15 protein-coding genes are annotated in these 15424 nt (G+C 74.3%); 7 read left to right on the top strand and 8 right to left on the bottom strand.

The genetic code is table 11. From position 1 onward, the window contains the following. Position 1: 1 nt before the first annotated feature. Positions 2 to 1522, bottom strand: a complete 1521-nt coding sequence (locus ACFZB9_RS16880; RefSeq protein ID WP_391447780.1) for an MFS transporter — start codon at positions 1520 to 1522, stop codon at positions 2 to 4. Positions 1523 to 1703: 181 nt separating this feature from the next. On the opposite strand from ACFZB9_RS16880, the gene ACFZB9_RS16875 reads away from it, so the two are divergent. Next, positions 1704 to 2240 carry a winged helix-turn-helix transcriptional regulator gene (locus tag ACFZB9_RS16875; protein ID WP_391447779.1) on the top strand — a complete coding sequence of 179 codons (537 nt, stop codon included), beginning with the start codon at positions 1704 to 1706 and terminating at the stop codon, positions 2238 to 2240. A gap of 33 nt (positions 2241 to 2273) precedes the next feature. Here the strand turns inward: ACFZB9_RS16875 and ACFZB9_RS16870 are convergent, their stop codons facing one another. Next, entirely contained in the window at positions 2274 to 2795 is a 522-nt protein-coding gene (locus tag ACFZB9_RS16870; RefSeq protein ID WP_391447778.1) for an ATP-binding protein, read from the bottom strand. A 151-nt stretch (positions 2796 to 2946) separates the two neighbouring features. On the opposite strand from ACFZB9_RS16870, the gene ACFZB9_RS16865 reads away from it, so the two are divergent. The 3 genes from ACFZB9_RS16865 (at position 2947) to ACFZB9_RS16855 (ending at position 6925) form a co-directional block, all read left to right on the top strand. Then, entirely contained in the window at positions 2947 to 4284 is a 1338-nt protein-coding gene (locus tag ACFZB9_RS16865) for a hypothetical protein (protein ID WP_391447777.1), read from the top strand. Between the two features lie 148 nt (positions 4285 to 4432). Further along, positions 4433 to 5653: a permease gene (locus ACFZB9_RS16860; RefSeq protein ID WP_391447775.1), complete on the top strand. Its 1221-nt coding sequence runs from the start codon at positions 4433 to 4435 to the stop codon at positions 5651 to 5653. Positions 5654 to 5677: 24 nt separating this feature from the next. After that, positions 5678 to 6925, top strand: a complete 1248-nt coding sequence (locus ACFZB9_RS16855) for a winged helix DNA-binding domain-containing protein (RefSeq protein ID WP_391447773.1) — start codon at positions 5678 to 5680, stop codon at positions 6923 to 6925. Between the two features lie 17 nt (positions 6926 to 6942). Here ACFZB9_RS16855 and ACFZB9_RS16850 read toward each other — a convergent pair whose 3' ends face one another. Beyond that, complete coding sequence (locus tag ACFZB9_RS16850) at positions 6943 to 7842, bottom strand: LysR family transcriptional regulator (RefSeq protein WP_391447771.1); 900 nt, start codon at positions 7840 to 7842, stop codon at positions 6943 to 6945. 223 nt (positions 7843 to 8065) lie between these two features. Here ACFZB9_RS16850 and ACFZB9_RS16845 point away from each other — a divergent pair, with 223 nt between their 5' ends. Next, a complete protein-coding gene (locus ACFZB9_RS16845) occupies positions 8066 to 8653 on the top strand; it encodes a DUF6817 domain-containing protein (protein ID WP_391447769.1) in 588 nt (195 codons plus the stop codon). Here ACFZB9_RS16845 and ACFZB9_RS16840 read toward each other — a convergent pair. The 3 genes from ACFZB9_RS16840 to ACFZB9_RS16830 all read right to left on the bottom strand — a co-directional run bounded on the left by ACFZB9_RS16840 (position 8568) and on the right by ACFZB9_RS16830 (position 11038). Further along, positions 8568 to 9593 carry a GlxA family transcriptional regulator gene (locus ACFZB9_RS16840; RefSeq protein ID WP_391447768.1) on the bottom strand — a complete coding sequence of 342 codons (1026 nt, stop codon included), beginning with the start codon at positions 9591 to 9593 and terminating at the stop codon, positions 8568 to 8570. The genes ACFZB9_RS16845 and ACFZB9_RS16840 overlap by 86 nt on opposite strands. Before the next feature lie 85 nt (positions 9594 to 9678). Then, a complete protein-coding gene (locus ACFZB9_RS16835) occupies positions 9679 to 10293 on the bottom strand; it encodes a cysteine hydrolase family protein (protein ID WP_391447766.1) in 615 nt (204 codons plus the stop codon). A gap of 82 nt (positions 10294 to 10375) precedes the next feature. Beyond that, the gene (locus tag ACFZB9_RS16830) at positions 10376 to 11038 is read right to left on the bottom strand and encodes a hypothetical protein (RefSeq protein WP_391447764.1); all 663 of its coding nucleotides are present in this window, start codon (positions 11036 to 11038) and stop codon (positions 10376 to 10378) included. 150 nt (positions 11039 to 11188) lie between these two features. Between ACFZB9_RS16830 and ACFZB9_RS16825 the strand changes: the two genes are divergently transcribed. Both ACFZB9_RS16825 and ACFZB9_RS16820 read left to right on the top strand, forming a co-directional pair. After that, a complete protein-coding gene (locus tag ACFZB9_RS16825) occupies positions 11189 to 12133 on the top strand; it encodes a serine/threonine dehydratase (protein ID WP_391447762.1) in 945 nt (314 codons plus the stop codon). 64 nt (positions 12134 to 12197) lie between these two features. After that, complete coding sequence (locus ACFZB9_RS16820) at positions 12198 to 12707, top strand: GNAT family N-acetyltransferase (RefSeq protein ID WP_391447760.1); 510 nt, start codon at positions 12198 to 12200, stop codon at positions 12705 to 12707. A 207-nt stretch (positions 12708 to 12914) separates the two neighbouring features. Here the strand turns inward: ACFZB9_RS16820 and ACFZB9_RS16815 are convergent, their stop codons facing one another. Then, the gene (locus tag ACFZB9_RS16815; RefSeq protein WP_391447759.1) at positions 12915 to 14006 is read right to left on the bottom strand and encodes a D-alanine--D-alanine ligase family protein; all 1092 of its coding nucleotides are present in this window, start codon (positions 14004 to 14006) and stop codon (positions 12915 to 12917) included. Next, the gene (gene alr, locus ACFZB9_RS16810; protein WP_391447757.1) at positions 13999 to 15222 is read right to left on the bottom strand and encodes an alanine racemase; all 1224 of its coding nucleotides are present in this window, start codon (positions 15220 to 15222) and stop codon (positions 13999 to 14001) included. Before alr ends, ACFZB9_RS16815 begins: the two co-directional genes overlap by 8 nt. Between the last annotated feature and the right edge of the window lie 202 nt (positions 15223 to 15424).

The raw sequence follows: 15424 nt of genomic DNA, 5'->3' as shown, positions 1-15424 counted from the left end.
GTCAGGCTTCGGCTTCGGCTGCCGTACGCCGTCGGCTCGCCGCGCGGGCCCAGAGCGCGACGGCCGCGCCCAGCAGGCAGAGCACGGCGGCGACCACGATCGCCCGGTCGGCGCCCGCCGTGACACCGGCGGCGGACCCGGCGGCCGAGTGGCCCGAGTTGATCAGGGCCAGCGCGATGGCCACCCCGAGGGCCGAACCCAGGTAGCGGGCGGTGTTGTTGGCGCCCGAGCCCATCGCGGACTGGTGCGCCGGCACGCTGCTGACGGCCAGTCGGGCCAGGGCCGCGTTCAGCACCCCGCTGCCGACCCCCGCCACCGCCAGGCCGGGCACCAGGCGCAGCCAGCCGGACCCTGGCGTCAGCCCGTACAGCGCCGCCTCGCCGATCGCGCAGGCCAGCAGCCCGGCGGCCAGCTGGGTGGTCGGGGCGAGCCGGGTGGCCAGGCGGCGGGCCTGCAGGGCGGCGACCACCGACAGGCCGGACCAGATCGCCAGCACCAGGCCCGCGGCCAGCGGTGTCCGGCCGAGCCCGCGCTCCAGGACGGTGGGCAGGCAGCTCATCAGACCGACGATGGAGAGCCCGGTGAAGAGCGCACCGGCGCCGGAGGCGATGAAGCCGGGGTCACGGAAGAGCGCGAGCTCCAGCATCGGCTCGGCCACCTTGGCCTCCACCAGCGCGAACGCCGCCAGCCCCAGCACGCCGAGCGCGAGCAGCAGCAGCGGGGCGGTGCGCAGCCAGCCGCTGCGGCCCTCGGCCAGGCCCGCGATCAGCGCGGCGGTGGCGGCGGCCAGGGTCAGCGCGCCGAGCGGGTCGAGCCGGCGCGGGTGCGCACTGCGGGACTCGGTGAGGAAGGCGGCGCCGAGGCCGGCCAGCAGCAGCGCGAGGGCGGCGAGCACGCCGTAGACCACCCGCCAGTTGGCCCACTGGGCCAGCAGTGCGGCGTAGACGGGGCCCACCGCGATGCCCAGGCCCACGGCGGCGCCCCAGCTGCCGAGCGCCCGCACCCGGGCCGCGCCGGCCGGGAAGGCGTGGCTGACCAGCCCCAGACTGGGCGCGAGCACGGCGGCCGAGGCGCCGCCCTGGACCACCCGGGCGATCAGGAAGACGGCGGTGTCCGGGGCGAGTGCGCCGAGGGCGGCCGAGGCGGCGAGCAGCACCGCGCCGAGGGTGAAGACGCGCTTGCGGCCGTGGTCGTCGGCGATGGTGCCGGAGATCAGCAGCAGGGCGGTGAGGCCGAGCAGCGTGCCGGTGAGGATCCAGGTCTGCGCGGCGGCGCCGGCGTGCAGCGCGGCGGCGGTGGGCGCCAGGGTGGTGGTCGGCACGGTGTAGGTGATCAGGACCAGCAAGGTCCCGTAGCAGGCGGTCAGCAGGGCCCGGCGCGGTCCGCGCACCGCGGTGGCGCCGACCGGGCGGGCCGTCGCGGGGCTCACCGCCGGGCTCAGCGCCGAACCCGTCACCGAGCTCACCGCCGGGCTCACCTCCGGGCTCGTCAACGGGCTTGGATGGGTGCTCTCCAGGGTCATCTCCGCGGCCTCCCCGACCAGTCGGATCCAGTCACTCGCCGGCACTCGGACCGGCGTGCGCACGAGGTGGGTCTGGTGAATGAACTCACTCGACCACATGGGTCTGTTGAACGAACCGACCCAGGAGTGACTGTACACCATGAGTCTGTTCAACGAACTGACTCCGGGTACACTGGTTTCCATGGCGCTCGGAACGGACTACGCCCAGCAGGACTGCTCGCTCGCCCGCGCACTGGAGGTGATCGGTGAGCGGTGGAGCCTGCTCATCGTGCGCGACGCCTTCTACGGGGTGAGCCGCTTCAACGACTTCCTGGTCCACCTGGACATCCCGCGGGCGGTGCTCACGGCCCGGCTGCGCGCACTGGTCGAGGCCGGGGTGCTCTACAAGGAGCCCTACCAGGACTCGCCCGTGCGGTACGGCTATCTGCTCACCGAGGCCGGTCTGGAGCTGTGGCTGCCCGTGCACGCGCTGGCCCGCTGGGGCGAGCGGCACGCCGCCGAACAGGAGTCGCACACCGTCTTCACCCACGACGCCTGCGGCAACCGGCTGAGCCCGGCCGGCGTCTGCGTACCCTGCGGCGTCGCCGTCCCCCCGGCCCACGTCGTCATGCGCCCCGCGCCCAGCGGTCGGCGCAGCCCGCGCACCGACCCGGTCTCCCTCGCCCTGGCCCAGCCCCGCCCGCTGCTCACCCCGCTGCTGACGGACGGTCAGGGGTAGCGCGGGCCAACGACGGCCCTGTGCAGGCTCATCTCACCGGGAGTGGGCCACCAGCGGCGCGCCGCACCCACCGGCGGCCGCGGCGGCCCCGGTGGGGAAGGACTCGGCGGACCCAGCGGGGAAGGACTCGGCGGTCCCGGCGGGGAAGGACTCGGCGGTCCCGGCGGTGAAGGCGAAGCGGACCACCTTGCCGCTCTCGGTCCGCTCCCACTCCCAGCCGCCCGCCAGTGCCTGCACCAGCAGCAGGCCGCGCCCCGAGGGCAGTTCGTCGCCCGGGGAGAGCATCACGGGTGCGCGCCTGGACCGGTCGGCCACCTCCACCAGTAGCCGCCGACCGGTCCAGCGCACCGTGACCCGGCACTCCCCGCCCGCGTGTTCCAGCGCATTGGTGACGACCTCACTGGCACACACCCGCAGGTCCCCCAGTGCCTCCGGGGCGAGCGGCACACCCCAGCCGATGGCCACGGCAACGATCCGGTCACGGGCGTGCCGAACGGCGTCGGCACCGGTGGTGACCTGGAATACATCCGACTGGGGACGGTACACGCGCTCCATGTAGGGCATCTCCTCGACGATCCAGGGAGCGGCCGAGCTTCTGTTCCGCCGTCCCCGAGCGGCTGATTGACAGTCAACCGACTTACGCCAGGGAAGAGAACGGTTCATGCTGGGCGAAGCCGTGAACGACGTGAATCAGGCAGGGGGAGCTATGACACGCACGCCGAACAGACAGCTGGTCGCGCTGCTGTCGGAGGCCCGTTGGGGCAACGACCAGCTGGCCCGCGCGGTGAACCGGACCGGCCGGGACGCCGGTCTGGAACTGACATACGATCACTCTGCGGTTTCGCACTGGCTGAAAGGCGTCCGTCCGAAACCGGCCGTCCGCCCGGTGGTCGCCGAGGCGTTCAGCCGTCGGCTCGGCCGCCCGGTCACCGTCCAGGAGGCCGGCCTCGGGTCGACGCCCGCCGACGGCAAGCCCGGTGCGGACCTGGTCGACCTGGTGCGCAGCGACATGGACCCCTCGCGCCGCAGCATGCTGACCGCCGGGCTCTACTCGGCCGCGCTCCTGGTGCCCGGCTACACCGAGCTGGCGCACCGGCTGGACGGCTCGAAGCAGGAGGTGCGGGCGGGGCGCACCGTGCGGATAGGAGAGAGCGAGGTGGAGACGGTCCGGGCGATGACGGTCCGGATCGCGGGGATCCTCGACGAGCTGGGCGGCGGCCACGCCCGCCCGATGAGCGCGGCCTTCCTGGCCAACACGGTGATGCCGTGGCTGCAGGCCGACGGCACGCCGAAGGTCAAGCGCTCGATGCTCGCCGCCGCCTCCGACCTGGTCTACCTGACCGGGTGGATGGCCATGTACGAACGCGCCCACGGGCTGGGCCAGCAGTACTTCACCGAGGCCCTGACGCTGGCTCAGAACGGCCAGGACCACGTGACCTACTGCCGGACCCTGCGGGGCATGTCCCTGCAGGCGGCCAACCTCGGCTACGGCCCGCGCGCGCTGGAGTACGCGGACGCCGCCGCCGAGTGCGCGCCGGCCGCCGGGCCCCGGCTGACCGCGTTCCTGCGCGGCCAACAGGCGCACGGCGCCGCCCTGGTGCAGGACCAGCGGCTGGCCTTCACCCGGCTGGGCCAGACCGAGGCGGCGCTCGCCAAGGCCGACGGCCGCAACGACGCGGTCGGTGGCTACGACTGGTCCGCGTACCACTTCCACGTCAGCAGCGTGCTGTACGCGCTCGGCGACCTGCCGGGCTCGATCCAGGCGATGCGGCAGTCCAACCGCGTGCGGCCGGCCAACGAGCGCCAGGGCCGGCTGCACGCCAACGGCCTGCTGGCGGCGCGCCAGTGGGAGCTGGGGCACGTCGAGGCGGCCTGCCTGACCTGGGGCGAGTTCCTGGACGACTACACCGCCCTGGCCACCGCCCGCGGCGACGAGCACTTCGACGTGCTGCGGCAGAGCGTGGTGAGCCACCCGGGCAGCCGGGCGGTGCGGCGGCTGGGCGAACGCGTCCGGGTGGTGGCCGCGCAGAAGGCCGCTGTGTAGCACCGCGCGCCGGGGGACACGAGCGGAGGCGGGTTCCCCGGCGCGGTGTGGCGGAGGCGAATGCCTCGGAATGATACCCCCAAGGGGTATAGGCTCGACGCGCTGCTCTGCGCACCCCGAGCCACCCGAGGAAGGCGGACCATCGGCCATGGACGCGATCCGGCATGCCCTGTCCATCACCGGCTCGATGACCTGGGAGATCACCTGGGCCCTGATCCTGGGCTTCGCGCTCTCCGCGGTGGTCCAGGCGGTGGTGCGCAAGTCCACCATCGTCCGGCTGCTCGGCGACGACCGGCCGCGCACACTGGCCGTCGCCTCGGCCCTCGGCGCGGCCTCCTCGTCCTGCTCCTACGCGGCCGTGGCGCTGGCCCGTTCGCTGTTCCGCAAGGGCGCGAACTTCACGGCGGCGATGGCCTTCGAGATCGCCTCCACCAACCTGGTGGTCGAACTCGGCGTGATCCTGGCGCTGCTGATGGGCTGGCAGTTCACCGCGGCCGAGTTCGTCGGCGGGCCACTGATGATCCTGGCGCTCGCCCTGCTCTTCCGGCTCCTGCTGCGGGACGGGCTGCTGCGCGCGGCCCGCGAACAGGCCGACCGCGCGGTGGCGGGATCGATGGAGGGGCACGCCGCGATGGACATGTCGGTGGGCGGCGAGGGCTCGTTCGGCCGCCGGCTGCTCTCCCCCGCCGGGTTCACCGCGACCGCGCACGTCTTCGTGATGGAGTGGGCGGCGATCCTGAAGGACCTGGTGATCGGCCTGTTCATCGCGGGGGCCATCGCGGCCTGGGTGCCGGACAGCTTCTGGCACGGGTTCTTCTTCGCCGGGCATCCGGTCGCGAGCAAGCTCTGGGGGCCACTGGTCGGGCCGCTGGTGGCGATGCTCTCGTTCGTCTGCTCGATCGGCAACGTGTCGCTGGCGGTGGTGCTCTGGAAGGGCGGGATCAGCTTCGGCGGGGTGGTCGCGTTCATCTTCGCGGACCTGCTGATCCTGCCGATCCTGAACATCTACCGGAAGTACTACGGCGCCAGGATGGCCGGGTTCCTGCTCGCGACGTTCTACGCGGCGATGGTGGTGGCCGGCTACGTGGTGGAGTTCCTCTTCGGCGGGCTCGGGCTGGTGCCCGACCAGCGGGACGCCAGGATCCCGATGGCGGGGGTGAGCTGGGACTACACCAGCTGGCTGAACATCGCCTTCCTGCTGCTGGCGGCGGTGCTGGTGGTGCGCTTCCTGCGGACCGGCGGGCGGGCGATGCTGCGGATGATGGGCGGCTCGCCGGACGCGGAGCACGGCCGGCCCGAGGGCCACGGGGAGCACGGGGAGCACGGGCGCCACGAGGACCACGGGGGCCACCACACCCCCGAGTCCTGACCCTCCCCCGGCTACGCTCGCCCCATGACCCGTCAGCCCCCCTTCCTCAGCGACGAGGAGCGCCGCTCCCGGCTCGCCCGCCGGCACCTGCTGGCCCCCGCCCACCGGGCGGCCACCGTGGAGCAGGTCGCCGAGGCCATGGTGGGCCTGCACGCCACCGACCCCGCGACCGTCTACCTCTCGGCCGGCGCCCGGCTGGCGCGGCCGGCCGCCGCCGAGGTCGAGCGGGCCCTCTACGAGGACGTGTCGCTGGTGAAGCTGCTCTCCATGCGGCGCACCATCTTCGCCGTCACCGAGGAGTTCGCGCCCTACGTCAGCTCCTCGACCGCGCGCGCCATCGCGGTGAAGGAGCGGGCCACCCTGGTCAAGCATCTGCGGGAGGGCGCCGAGGGCTGGGACGAGCCGAGGCTGGCCGCCACCGAGCAGGCGGTGCTGGCCGCGCTGGCCGCCCGCGGCGAGGCCACCACCACCGAACTCTCCGCCGCCGTACCCGCGTTGCGCGAGACGATCCTGATGGCGCCGGGCAAGCCGTACGAGGCGCGGCAGAGCGTGGGCAGCCGGCTGCTGCGACTGCTCGCCTCGGACGGGCACGTGCGGCGGTGCCGCCCGCGCGGCTCCTGGGTGAGCAGCAGCTACCCGTGGGCGCTGGTCCCGCAGTGGCCCGACCTGCCGGTCCGGGAGGCGAAGGCCGAGGTGGTCCGGCGCTGGCTGGCCGCCTTCGGGCCGGCGACGGTGGAGGACGTGAAGTGGTGGACGGGGTGGACCCTCGGCGACACCCGCAAGGCGCTGGCCGACGTCGGCGCCGTCGAGGTCGGGCTGTCGAACGGCCCGGGGCTGGTCCTGCCCGGCGACGAACGGCCCGGCGGGGAACAGGCCGTCGGGGAACAGGCCATCGGGAGCCAGGCCGACGGGGACCAGGCCGACGAGCAGCGGGCCGACGAGCCGTGGGCCGCGCTGCTGCCGGGCCTGGATCCGACCGTGCTGGGCTGGCGCGGCCGCGACTGGTACCTCGACCCGGCCCAGGTGCCCGCGCTCTTCGACCGGGCCGGCAACCCGGGCCCGACCGTCTGGTGGCGGGGCCGGGTGGTCGGCGGCTGGGCGCAGCGCGCGGACGGCGAGCTGGTCTGGCGGCTGCTCACCGACCTCGGCACCGAGGCCGAACCCGCCGGCCGGGCGATCGCGGCCGAGGCCGAGCGGCTGGCCGGCTGGCTCGGCCAGGTGCGGGTCACGCCACGGTTCCGCACCCCGCTGGAGCGTGAACTGACCAGCTGAGCGGGTCGTTCGGGGCGCTACCGGGTCGCCTGGGTCGCGACGGTCTCGGCGAACTCCTGGGCCAGGGTGGGCAGGGCGCCCCACTGGCGGACGGCCCAGCCGACCGCGAGCGGTGGCAGGCCGGGGATCGGGACCAGGCGCAGGGTCGGGTGGTCCGAGGCGCGCCAGCCGGGGAGGGCGGGGACGACCGCATGGCCCAGGCCGATCCCGGCGAGCAACACCGCGGTGTCCCAGTCGGCGACGCTGGTGGTGGCGTTGGTCCCGGCGGCCGTCTCGTCCTCGTGGTGGGCAAGCTGGCCGTCCAGCTGGGCGCGGGCCACCGAGTTCTCCGGCAGCCGGATCGGGCGGATCCGGGCGAGGTCGGCCGGATCGATCGACTCCCGCTGCGCCAGCGGGTCCTCGGCATGGACCGCGAGCACCCAGGGCAGTTGGACCACCGGCCGCTGCTCGACCCCGCGCACGGGGGCGCCGATGGTGATCCAGGCGAGGTCCGCCTCGCCCGCGGCGAGCGCGTCGAAGCAGCTGCGGCTGGATGTCTCGGTGCGGAACTCCAGGTCCACGTCCGGGTGTTGCCGCCGGAACTCGACGACGGCCGCGGTCATGAAGTGCCGCATGGTGGTGGCGCCGGTGGTGACCCGCACCGTGCCGCGCTCACCGGTGCGCAGATCACGCAGCTCGCGCAGCGCCAGGTCGAGGTGGCCCAGGCCCTGGGCGGCCGCCCGGTGCAGGATCCGCCCGGCCTGGGTCGGCGCCACCCCGCGCGGGCGGCGCTCCAGCAGGGTCAGACCGAGCTCGGTCTCCAGACGGCGCACGTGCTGACTGATCGCCGACTGGGTGCGGGACAACTCGCGCGCGACGGCGCTGAGATTGCCGCTCTCGCAGGCGGCGACGAAGACGCGGAGGTCGTCGAGGGTCATGAGGAGGCAAGCTACCAGGCCATCGCTTGCGAGGTCGGTTCAAGCTATTGCTTGGATGAATGGAAGAAAACCTGAGGATTGACTTGGGTGTCGCCGTTGCAGAACCATCGACTACAGCCGGGGCGGTCACCTGTCCGCCACAGCAGGGGGCAGTGGCGGCGAGCCGGGATCCGGACGTCGACCGGGCTGGACAGGGGCCGACCCGGCAGCGGAGGAGGGCATGGTGACGGACAGTCAACCGGAGACGGTCGACCCGGTGGTCGACCCGGCGGTCGCCTGGCTCAACTCGCTCGGCGCGGCCGGGATCGAGCACCCCGGCGGCACTCTGCCGGCCCACCTCCAGCGGGTGCGGGCGATGCTGGCCGCCTGGGGTGCCCGCCCCGAGCTGCAGCTGGCGGGCCTGTGCCACGCCTGCTACGGCACCGACGGGTTCGCGGTCGCACTGCTGTCGCCGCAGGCGTCCGGGCGGGCCGAGTTGGCGCGGCGGATCGGCCCGGCGGCCGAGGAGATCGTGTACCGCTACGCCAGTTGTGACCGCAGGGCCTCCTACGCCGCGCTGCCGCGGGCCGACGGCGCCTTCCACGACCGCTTCACCGGCACGGCGTTCGTCCCCTCCGCACAGCAGCGCCGCGACTTCGCCGAGCTGACGGTGGCCAACGAGCTGGACCTGGTGCTGATCAGCCCGGAGTTCCGGGCCCGCTGGGGCGAGGCGCTGGGGCGGCTCTTCACTTCACTGCGGCCACTGGTGAGTTCGCCGGCCTGGCACGCGGTGACACAGGCGCTGGGTGACCGGCCGGGGGAGCCTCGGTAGCCGCGGCCGTCGAACGGGCCGCGCGCAACCGGCGCAGCATCCGGGCGTCCTGGAAACCGACCGCGCGGGCGGCCGCCTCGGCGGTACCGCCCTGGGCGATCAGGTGCTCGGCGTGCTCGATCCGCAGCTCCTGCTGGTAGCGCAGCGGGGTGAGCCCGGTGACGGTGACGAAGCGCCGGGTCAGCGTCCGCTCGCTGACGCCCACGGCGGCGGCGAGGTCGGCCAGCGCGAGCGTGCCGGTGTAGCCGCCGTCGATCAGGTCCTGGGCCCGGTGCACGGCGTCGGACAGGTGCGCGCGGTGCCGGAGCATCACGCTGGCCTGCTGCTCGTCGCCGTTGCGCCGGGCGTAGACCACCATCGCGCGGGCCACCCGGGCGGCGTCGTAGGGACCGTGGCGCACCGCGATCAGGTGCAGCGCGAGGTCGATGCCGCTGGCGATGCCCGCCGAGGTGATCAGCCGGTCGTCCACCACGTACAGCACGTCGCGCAGCACGGTGGCGCGCGGGTAGCGGCGGGCCAGCTCCTCCTGGAGGTCGTGGTGGGTGGTGCAGCGGCGGCCGTCGAGCAGACCGGCCCGGCCGAGCGCGTCGGCGCCCGCGCAGATGCTGGCCACCGTGCCGCCCGCCGCGTGATGGGCGGTCAGGCGGTCCAGCGTGGCCTGCTCCAGCCGGCCGTTGTCCTGCGGGCGCCCGCGCTCGTGTTCGCGCGGGACCCGCGAGCGCCAGCCGGGGACCATGACCAGGTCGTCCGCCGCCAGCGGTGGCCACTCGGTCGCCGCCCGCAGTTCGAGGCCCTGGGCGGTGCGGATGGACTCCCGCTCGCCCACGAAGTGGATCTCGTACGGGTGGCCGAGGTCGGCGGCCGAGGAGAAGACCTGGGCCGGCCCGGCCAGGTCCAGCAGGTGCAGCTGAGGGGCGAGGAGGAAGACGACCTTGCTCATCCCGTCAGCCTAGCTCCGGCCCCGGCCGGTGGGCACACGATCCGGTCAGTACAGTCAGCCCAGGCCGGGCCCGGCCTGGGCTGGCTCAGGCCTGCTCCAGTTCGGCGACCGTGGCGATCCGGGCGAAGCGGCCCGCCAGCGCGTACTCGGTGCGCGTGATGATCTCCTCGGTGCCCAGCGTGCGCGGGTCGGCCAGGATCTCCGCCAGGCTGCGCCCGGCCGGGGCGTCGCGGTGCTCGATCGGGTGGGTGGCGGTGGCGTCGGTGACGAAGACGACCTGGTAGCCGAGGTCGGAGCCGATCCGGGTGGTGGTCTCGCAGCACTGCTCGGTGCGGATGCCGCAGATCACCAGCTCGCCCACGCCGTGCTGGACCAGCAACTGCTGGAGGTTGGTGGTGCTGAAGGCGTTGTGCGAGGTCTTGAGGACCACGGGCTCGCCGTCGAGCGGCTTGAGGCCCTCGATCGGGTGCACATGGCCGAGCGCCGGGTCGAAGACGTCGCCCGACCCCGGCTCGCTGTGCAGCACCCAGACCACCAGGTCGCCCTTGCTGCGGGCGAGCTGGACCAGACGGTCGACCTGCTCGACGATCTGCGGGTTGGAGGTGGCCGCCCAGTTGTCGCGGCGGCGGAAGGACTCCTGGACATCGATGACGATCAGTGCGGTGCGGGTGGCGGCGGCGCTTGCCTGCGTGGTTTCCATGGGCACCATCCTGGCCGCCGGACGGGCCCCGGCGAAGGCCCGATCAGGCCCGGCTGCGGAACGATCTGGTCAGCCGGTGGGCTCAGCGCGGGTCGGGCCGGTCGACGTTCCAGTGCCGCACCATCTGGCAGATCCAGCGGTCCTCCTGCTCGCGGTCGACCCGGATCAGCGAGAAGCGGCTGATGGTGCGCTGCCCGCCCTCGGCATCCCCGTAGAGCAGGTCGATGTTGACCCGCTCCCCGTTCTTCACCGGTTCGACCAGCGCCTGGTGGTCGGGGTCCTCGGGATCGCGGATCGCCGCGTGCCAGAAGCCGGTGTCGCCGGGCGCGATGTAGAGGTCCCGGGACTGACGGCGGAACTCGGCCGGGTCCGGGTGGGCCACGTTCTGGTAGGTCTCCGGCGGCGCGAACCGCCAGCCGTGGATCACGCCGAGCCCGGGGCCGATGTTGCGGATCGAGGCGGCCAGGTACAGGTTGCCCTCGGTCAGCCGCAGGTAGCCCGCGCTGCCGGGCAGGTGCGCCCGGTGGCCGTCCTGCCAGATCAGCTTCTGCTGCGGCGCTTCGAGCCGGGAGCCGATCAGCAGCGGGCGCAGCGAGGCCTGCAGCGCGCGCTCCGCCGAGAGCGCGGCCCGGTCCGCCGAGAGCGCGGCACGGTCGGCCGAGCGGATCGAGGCGAACGAGGCGCCGGCCAGCACCAGGGTGCCCCCGGCGGTGGCCAGCGCGGAGATGACGTTCCAGTCGGCCATGGGTCACCAACCCACTGCGCACTGATGTGATGATCCGACCGAAAGCATGGCGCGCAGCCTAGGGCACGCCCACCCCGTGCCGCACAGCGCCCCGACGACCCGCCCACAACGGTTGCCCCGGGTCCCCGCCGACCGCGAGACTCGGCAACTGTGAGCGAACTCAGCTATGACGACGTGAAAGCCGCCGCCGAGCGGATCAGCGGGATCACCCGCCCGGTGCCGGTCATCGCGGTGGACCCGGGCGCGGTCGGCTCCGCCGAGGTCTTCCTGGCCCTGGACTTCATGCAGCACAGCGGTTCCTTCAAGGACCGCGGGGCGGCCAACTTCGCCGCCGCCCACCTCGCGGCCGGCACCATGCCGGCGGCCGGCGTGGTGATCGCCTCCGGCGGCAACGCCGGCCTGGCCTGCGCCTGGGCCGCCGAGCGGCACGGCGTGCCGGCCACCGTCTTCGTCCCGGTCACCGCGCCCGAGGTGAAAGTGGCCCGGCTGCGGGCCCTCGGTGCCCGGGTGCGCCAGGTCGGCACCGAGTACGCCGAGGCGCAGACGGCGGCGCAGCGCTTCGGCCGGGAGACCGGCGCGCTGGTCTCGCACGCCTACGACGACCCCCATGTGGTCGCGGGGGCCGGCACCCTGCTGCCGGAACTGCTCGCCGCCGTGCCCGGCCTGGACACGGTGATCGTCGCGGTGGGCGGCGGCGGCCTCTTCGCGGGCACCGCCATCGCGGCGGCGCACCACGGGGTGCGGGTGGTCGCGGTCGAGCCGGAGCGCTGCCGCGCGCTGAACGCGGCGATCGAGGCGGGCGAGGTGGTCGACGTCGAGGTCGACTCCGTCGCCGCGGACTCGCTCGGCGCGCGCCGCGCCTCGCAGACCGCCCTCCACTGGGCGCGGCGGGCGTCGGCGCTCTCGCTGCTGGTGAGCGAGGAAGCGATCCGCTCGGCCCGGCAGACGATCTGGGAGCACCGCCGCCTGGTGATCGAGCACGCCGCGGCGACCGCGCTGGCCGCCCTGATGAGCGGCGTCTACCGGCCGGCGCCGGGCGAGCGGGTCGCGGTGGTGCTGTGCGGGGCGAACACGGACCTGTCCTCGCTGCGATAGCCGCGCCGGCACCGGGAGGTCCGCAGCCACCGGGGTTGTCACTGGCTGACGTTACGGTCGCCGGATGGCTGAACCGACCACCGAACCGACCCTGTCCCGGAGCGCCGTCGCCGGCGCCGTCGTCCCCGACACCGTCGTCCCCGACACCGTCGTCCCCGCCATCGTCGTCACCGACGACCCGGCGCCGGCTGACCTCGCCCTGATCTCGGACGAGCTGGACCGCTTCAACATCGAGGCCAGCGGCACCGCGGACCGCCGACCGCTGGCCGTGCTGGTCAAGGACCCCGGGACCGGAGCGGTGCTCGGCGGCCTGACCGGCCGGACCTCGCTCGGGCTGCTCTTCGTGGACCTCTTCCACCTGCCGCCCGCGCTGCGCGGCCGGGGGCTCGGCAGCGAGATCCTGCGGCGGGCGGAGGAGGAGGGCCGGCGCCGCGGCTGCCGCAGCGCCGTGCTCTACACCATCACCTTTCAGGCGCCCGGCTTCTACCAGCGGCACGGCTGGCGGGTGTTCGGGGAGATCCCGTGCGACCCGCCGGGCACCAGCCGGGTGTTCATGACCAAGGACCTCGGCTGATCCCACCTCATCGGGTGGCGGCCGCACCGGGGAGCAGGCTGGAGCGGGACGGCGCGTCCGGGCCGGCCGTCAGCGGGGCCGGTGTTCGCGGCGGCGGCGGTGGCATTCGCGGCGGCGGCGGTGTGTTCAGCAGCACCGCGCCCACGCAGGTGGCCACGCCCAGCAGGACGGCCGCCACCCCCGCCAGCTGCCGCCAGGCCGGCCCCCTCACCCGACCGCGGCCGGCACGGCCGTCGGGGTCCTGCGCTCGCCGCCGACCAGCGCGGTGGCGATCAGCACGTCCAGCAGTTCCTCGTACAGCAGCCCGGTCGCGGCCCAGATCCGCGGGTACTGGGAGGCGGCGGTGAAGCCGGGGAAGGTGTTCACCTCGTTCACCACCGGCTCCGTGCCGCCCCGGAGCAGGAAGTCGATCCGCAGCAGCCCCGAGCAGTCCAGTGCCCGGAAGACCTCCACCGCCATCTCCCGCAGCCGCTCGGCGACCGGTTCGGGCAGCCGGGCGGGGATCTCGAAACGGGTCGCGCCGTCCTGGTACTTGGCGGCGTAGTCGAAGAACCGATGCCCGCCGTGCACCCGGATCTCCAGCGCCGGGCCCACCTCCAGGCGGCCGTCCGGGTGTTCCAGCACCGCCAGGTCCACCTCGCGACCGAGCACCGCCTCCTCCACCAGGACCTTGCTGTCGAAGGCGCGGGCGCCGGCCAGTGCCGCGTCCAGCTCCGCCCAGTCGTCCACCCGGGTCACGCCGAGGCTGGAGCCCGCCCGGGCCGGCTTCACGAAGGCGGGCAGGCCCAGCCACTCCCGTTCCCGCACCGGCAGTTCGGCCGCGGGGCCGTGCAGCAGCGCCGAGGCCGCCACCGGGAGGCCGGCCGAGGCCAGCAGCCGCTTGGTGACGTCCTTGTCCATCCCGGCCGCGCTCGCGAACACGCCGTTGCCCAGGTACGGGACGCCCAGCGTCTCCAACAGGCCCTGCAGCGTGCCGTCCTCGCCGTACGGGCCGTGCAGGGCCGGCACCACGACGTCGGCGGTGGCCAGGACGGGCAGCGCCTGCGCCAGGCCGGTCCAGCAGGGCGCGCCGTCGTCGGGCAGCAGGCGCTGGAGGTCGTCCGGGCCGTACGAGCCGACGGGCAGGTCCTCGGAGCCCGGCACCCAGGAACCGGTGCTGGTGATGCGCACCGGCCGGACCGCGTAACGGTCCCGGTTCAGGTGGGTGATGATGCCCGCCGCCGAGGCGCAGGAGACGTCGTGCTCACCGCTGCGGCCGCCGAACAGCACCGCGACCCGGATCCGGTTCTGCTCAGCCATGGCGGTTCTCCTCGGTGCTGTCGAACCCGCGAGTGGTGTCGAACTCGCGGATGGTGTCGGGGTCCTGGGTGGCGTCGGGCCCGCCCGCCGGCAGGTAGCGCCTGGGCACCCGGGGGCCGATGCCGGTGAGCAGCTCGTGCGCGTTGGTGCCAGCCCAGCGGGCCCAGTCGCCCACCGTGGGCTCGCCCCGCTCCCCCGGGCCGAACACCACCACCGGCTCGCCGATGCGGACCTGCGCCGCCCCGGCGTCCAGCACGCACTGGTCCATCGCGATCCGTCCCGCGACCGGGCGCCGGGCCCCGGCGGCCCACATCGCGGCGCGGCCCGAGGCGGCGCGCGGCACGCCGTCCGCGAAGCCGAGCGGCACCAGCAGCAGGGTGCCGTCCCGCGCCGCGCGGTACTCGTGCCCGTAGGACACACCCTCACCGGCCCGCACCGGGCGGGCCATGACGGCCCGGGCGCGCAGCGTCATGGCCGGGCGCAGTCCGAAGCCGAGCCCGCGCACCGGCTCGACGCCGTACAGCCCGATCCCGGCCCGGACCAGGTCGTAGTGGGTGCTCGGATCGCTCAGCGCGGCGGCCGAGTTGGCCAGGTGCAGCAGCCGGGGGCGAAGTCCGGCCGCGCGGGCGAAGGCGACCGCGTCCTCGAAGTCCCGGACCTGGCGCGCCGTGCAGCTCGGCGCGGATCCCATCGAGCCGTCGGAGTCCACCAGGTGCGACCAGAGCCCGCGCACCCGCACGGTGCCGCGCAGCTCGAACGCCCGGGCGGCCCGGACCAGCGCCCCCCAGTCGCCCGGCGCCGCACCGTTGCGGCGCAGCCCGGTGTCGACCTTGAGATGCACCCGCGCGGTGAGCCCGGCCCGCTCGGCGCAGGCCGAGATGCCGGCCAGGTGCAGGTAGGAGGAGACCGAGAGGTCGACGCCGGCCCGCAGCGCCGGGGTGAAGTCCTCGTCGGGCAGCTGCATCCAGCTGAGCACCGGCGCGGTGAGACCGGCCGCGCGCAGCTCCAGCGCCTCCCGCATCGAGGTGACGCCCAGCCAACTCGCGCCGTTGGCCAGCGCGGTGCGGGCCACCGGCACCGCGCCGTGTCCGAAGCCGTCCGCCTTCACCACCGCCATCACGGCGCCGCGTGAGCGCGCCGCCAGTAACCGGGTGTTGTGCGCGATCGCGCCGAGGTCGACCACCGCCTCGGCGTAGGCGTCGCCGCTCCCGGGCAACCGTGCTGTGCTGCAGGTGTCCTGGGCCCCGCGGGCCCGGACGTACCGGCCGTGGGGCGCCGGGCCCCGTTCTCTCGTCGCGCTCCGCATGAGCACCGACCTCCTGGTGTCGCCGTTCGCACGACACTCCAGCCGAGGCCCCGTTAAACCCTGGTGAGGTGATCACTCACACCCAGCTCACATCGCGTCTGCATACTGAAGG

This window comes from Kitasatospora sp. NPDC008050 (genome assembly GCF_042957465.1).
Taxonomy (GTDB): domain Bacteria; phylum Actinomycetota; class Actinomycetes; order Streptomycetales; family Streptomycetaceae; genus Kitasatospora.
This window is presented reverse-complemented; position numbering and strand designations above follow the sequence as displayed.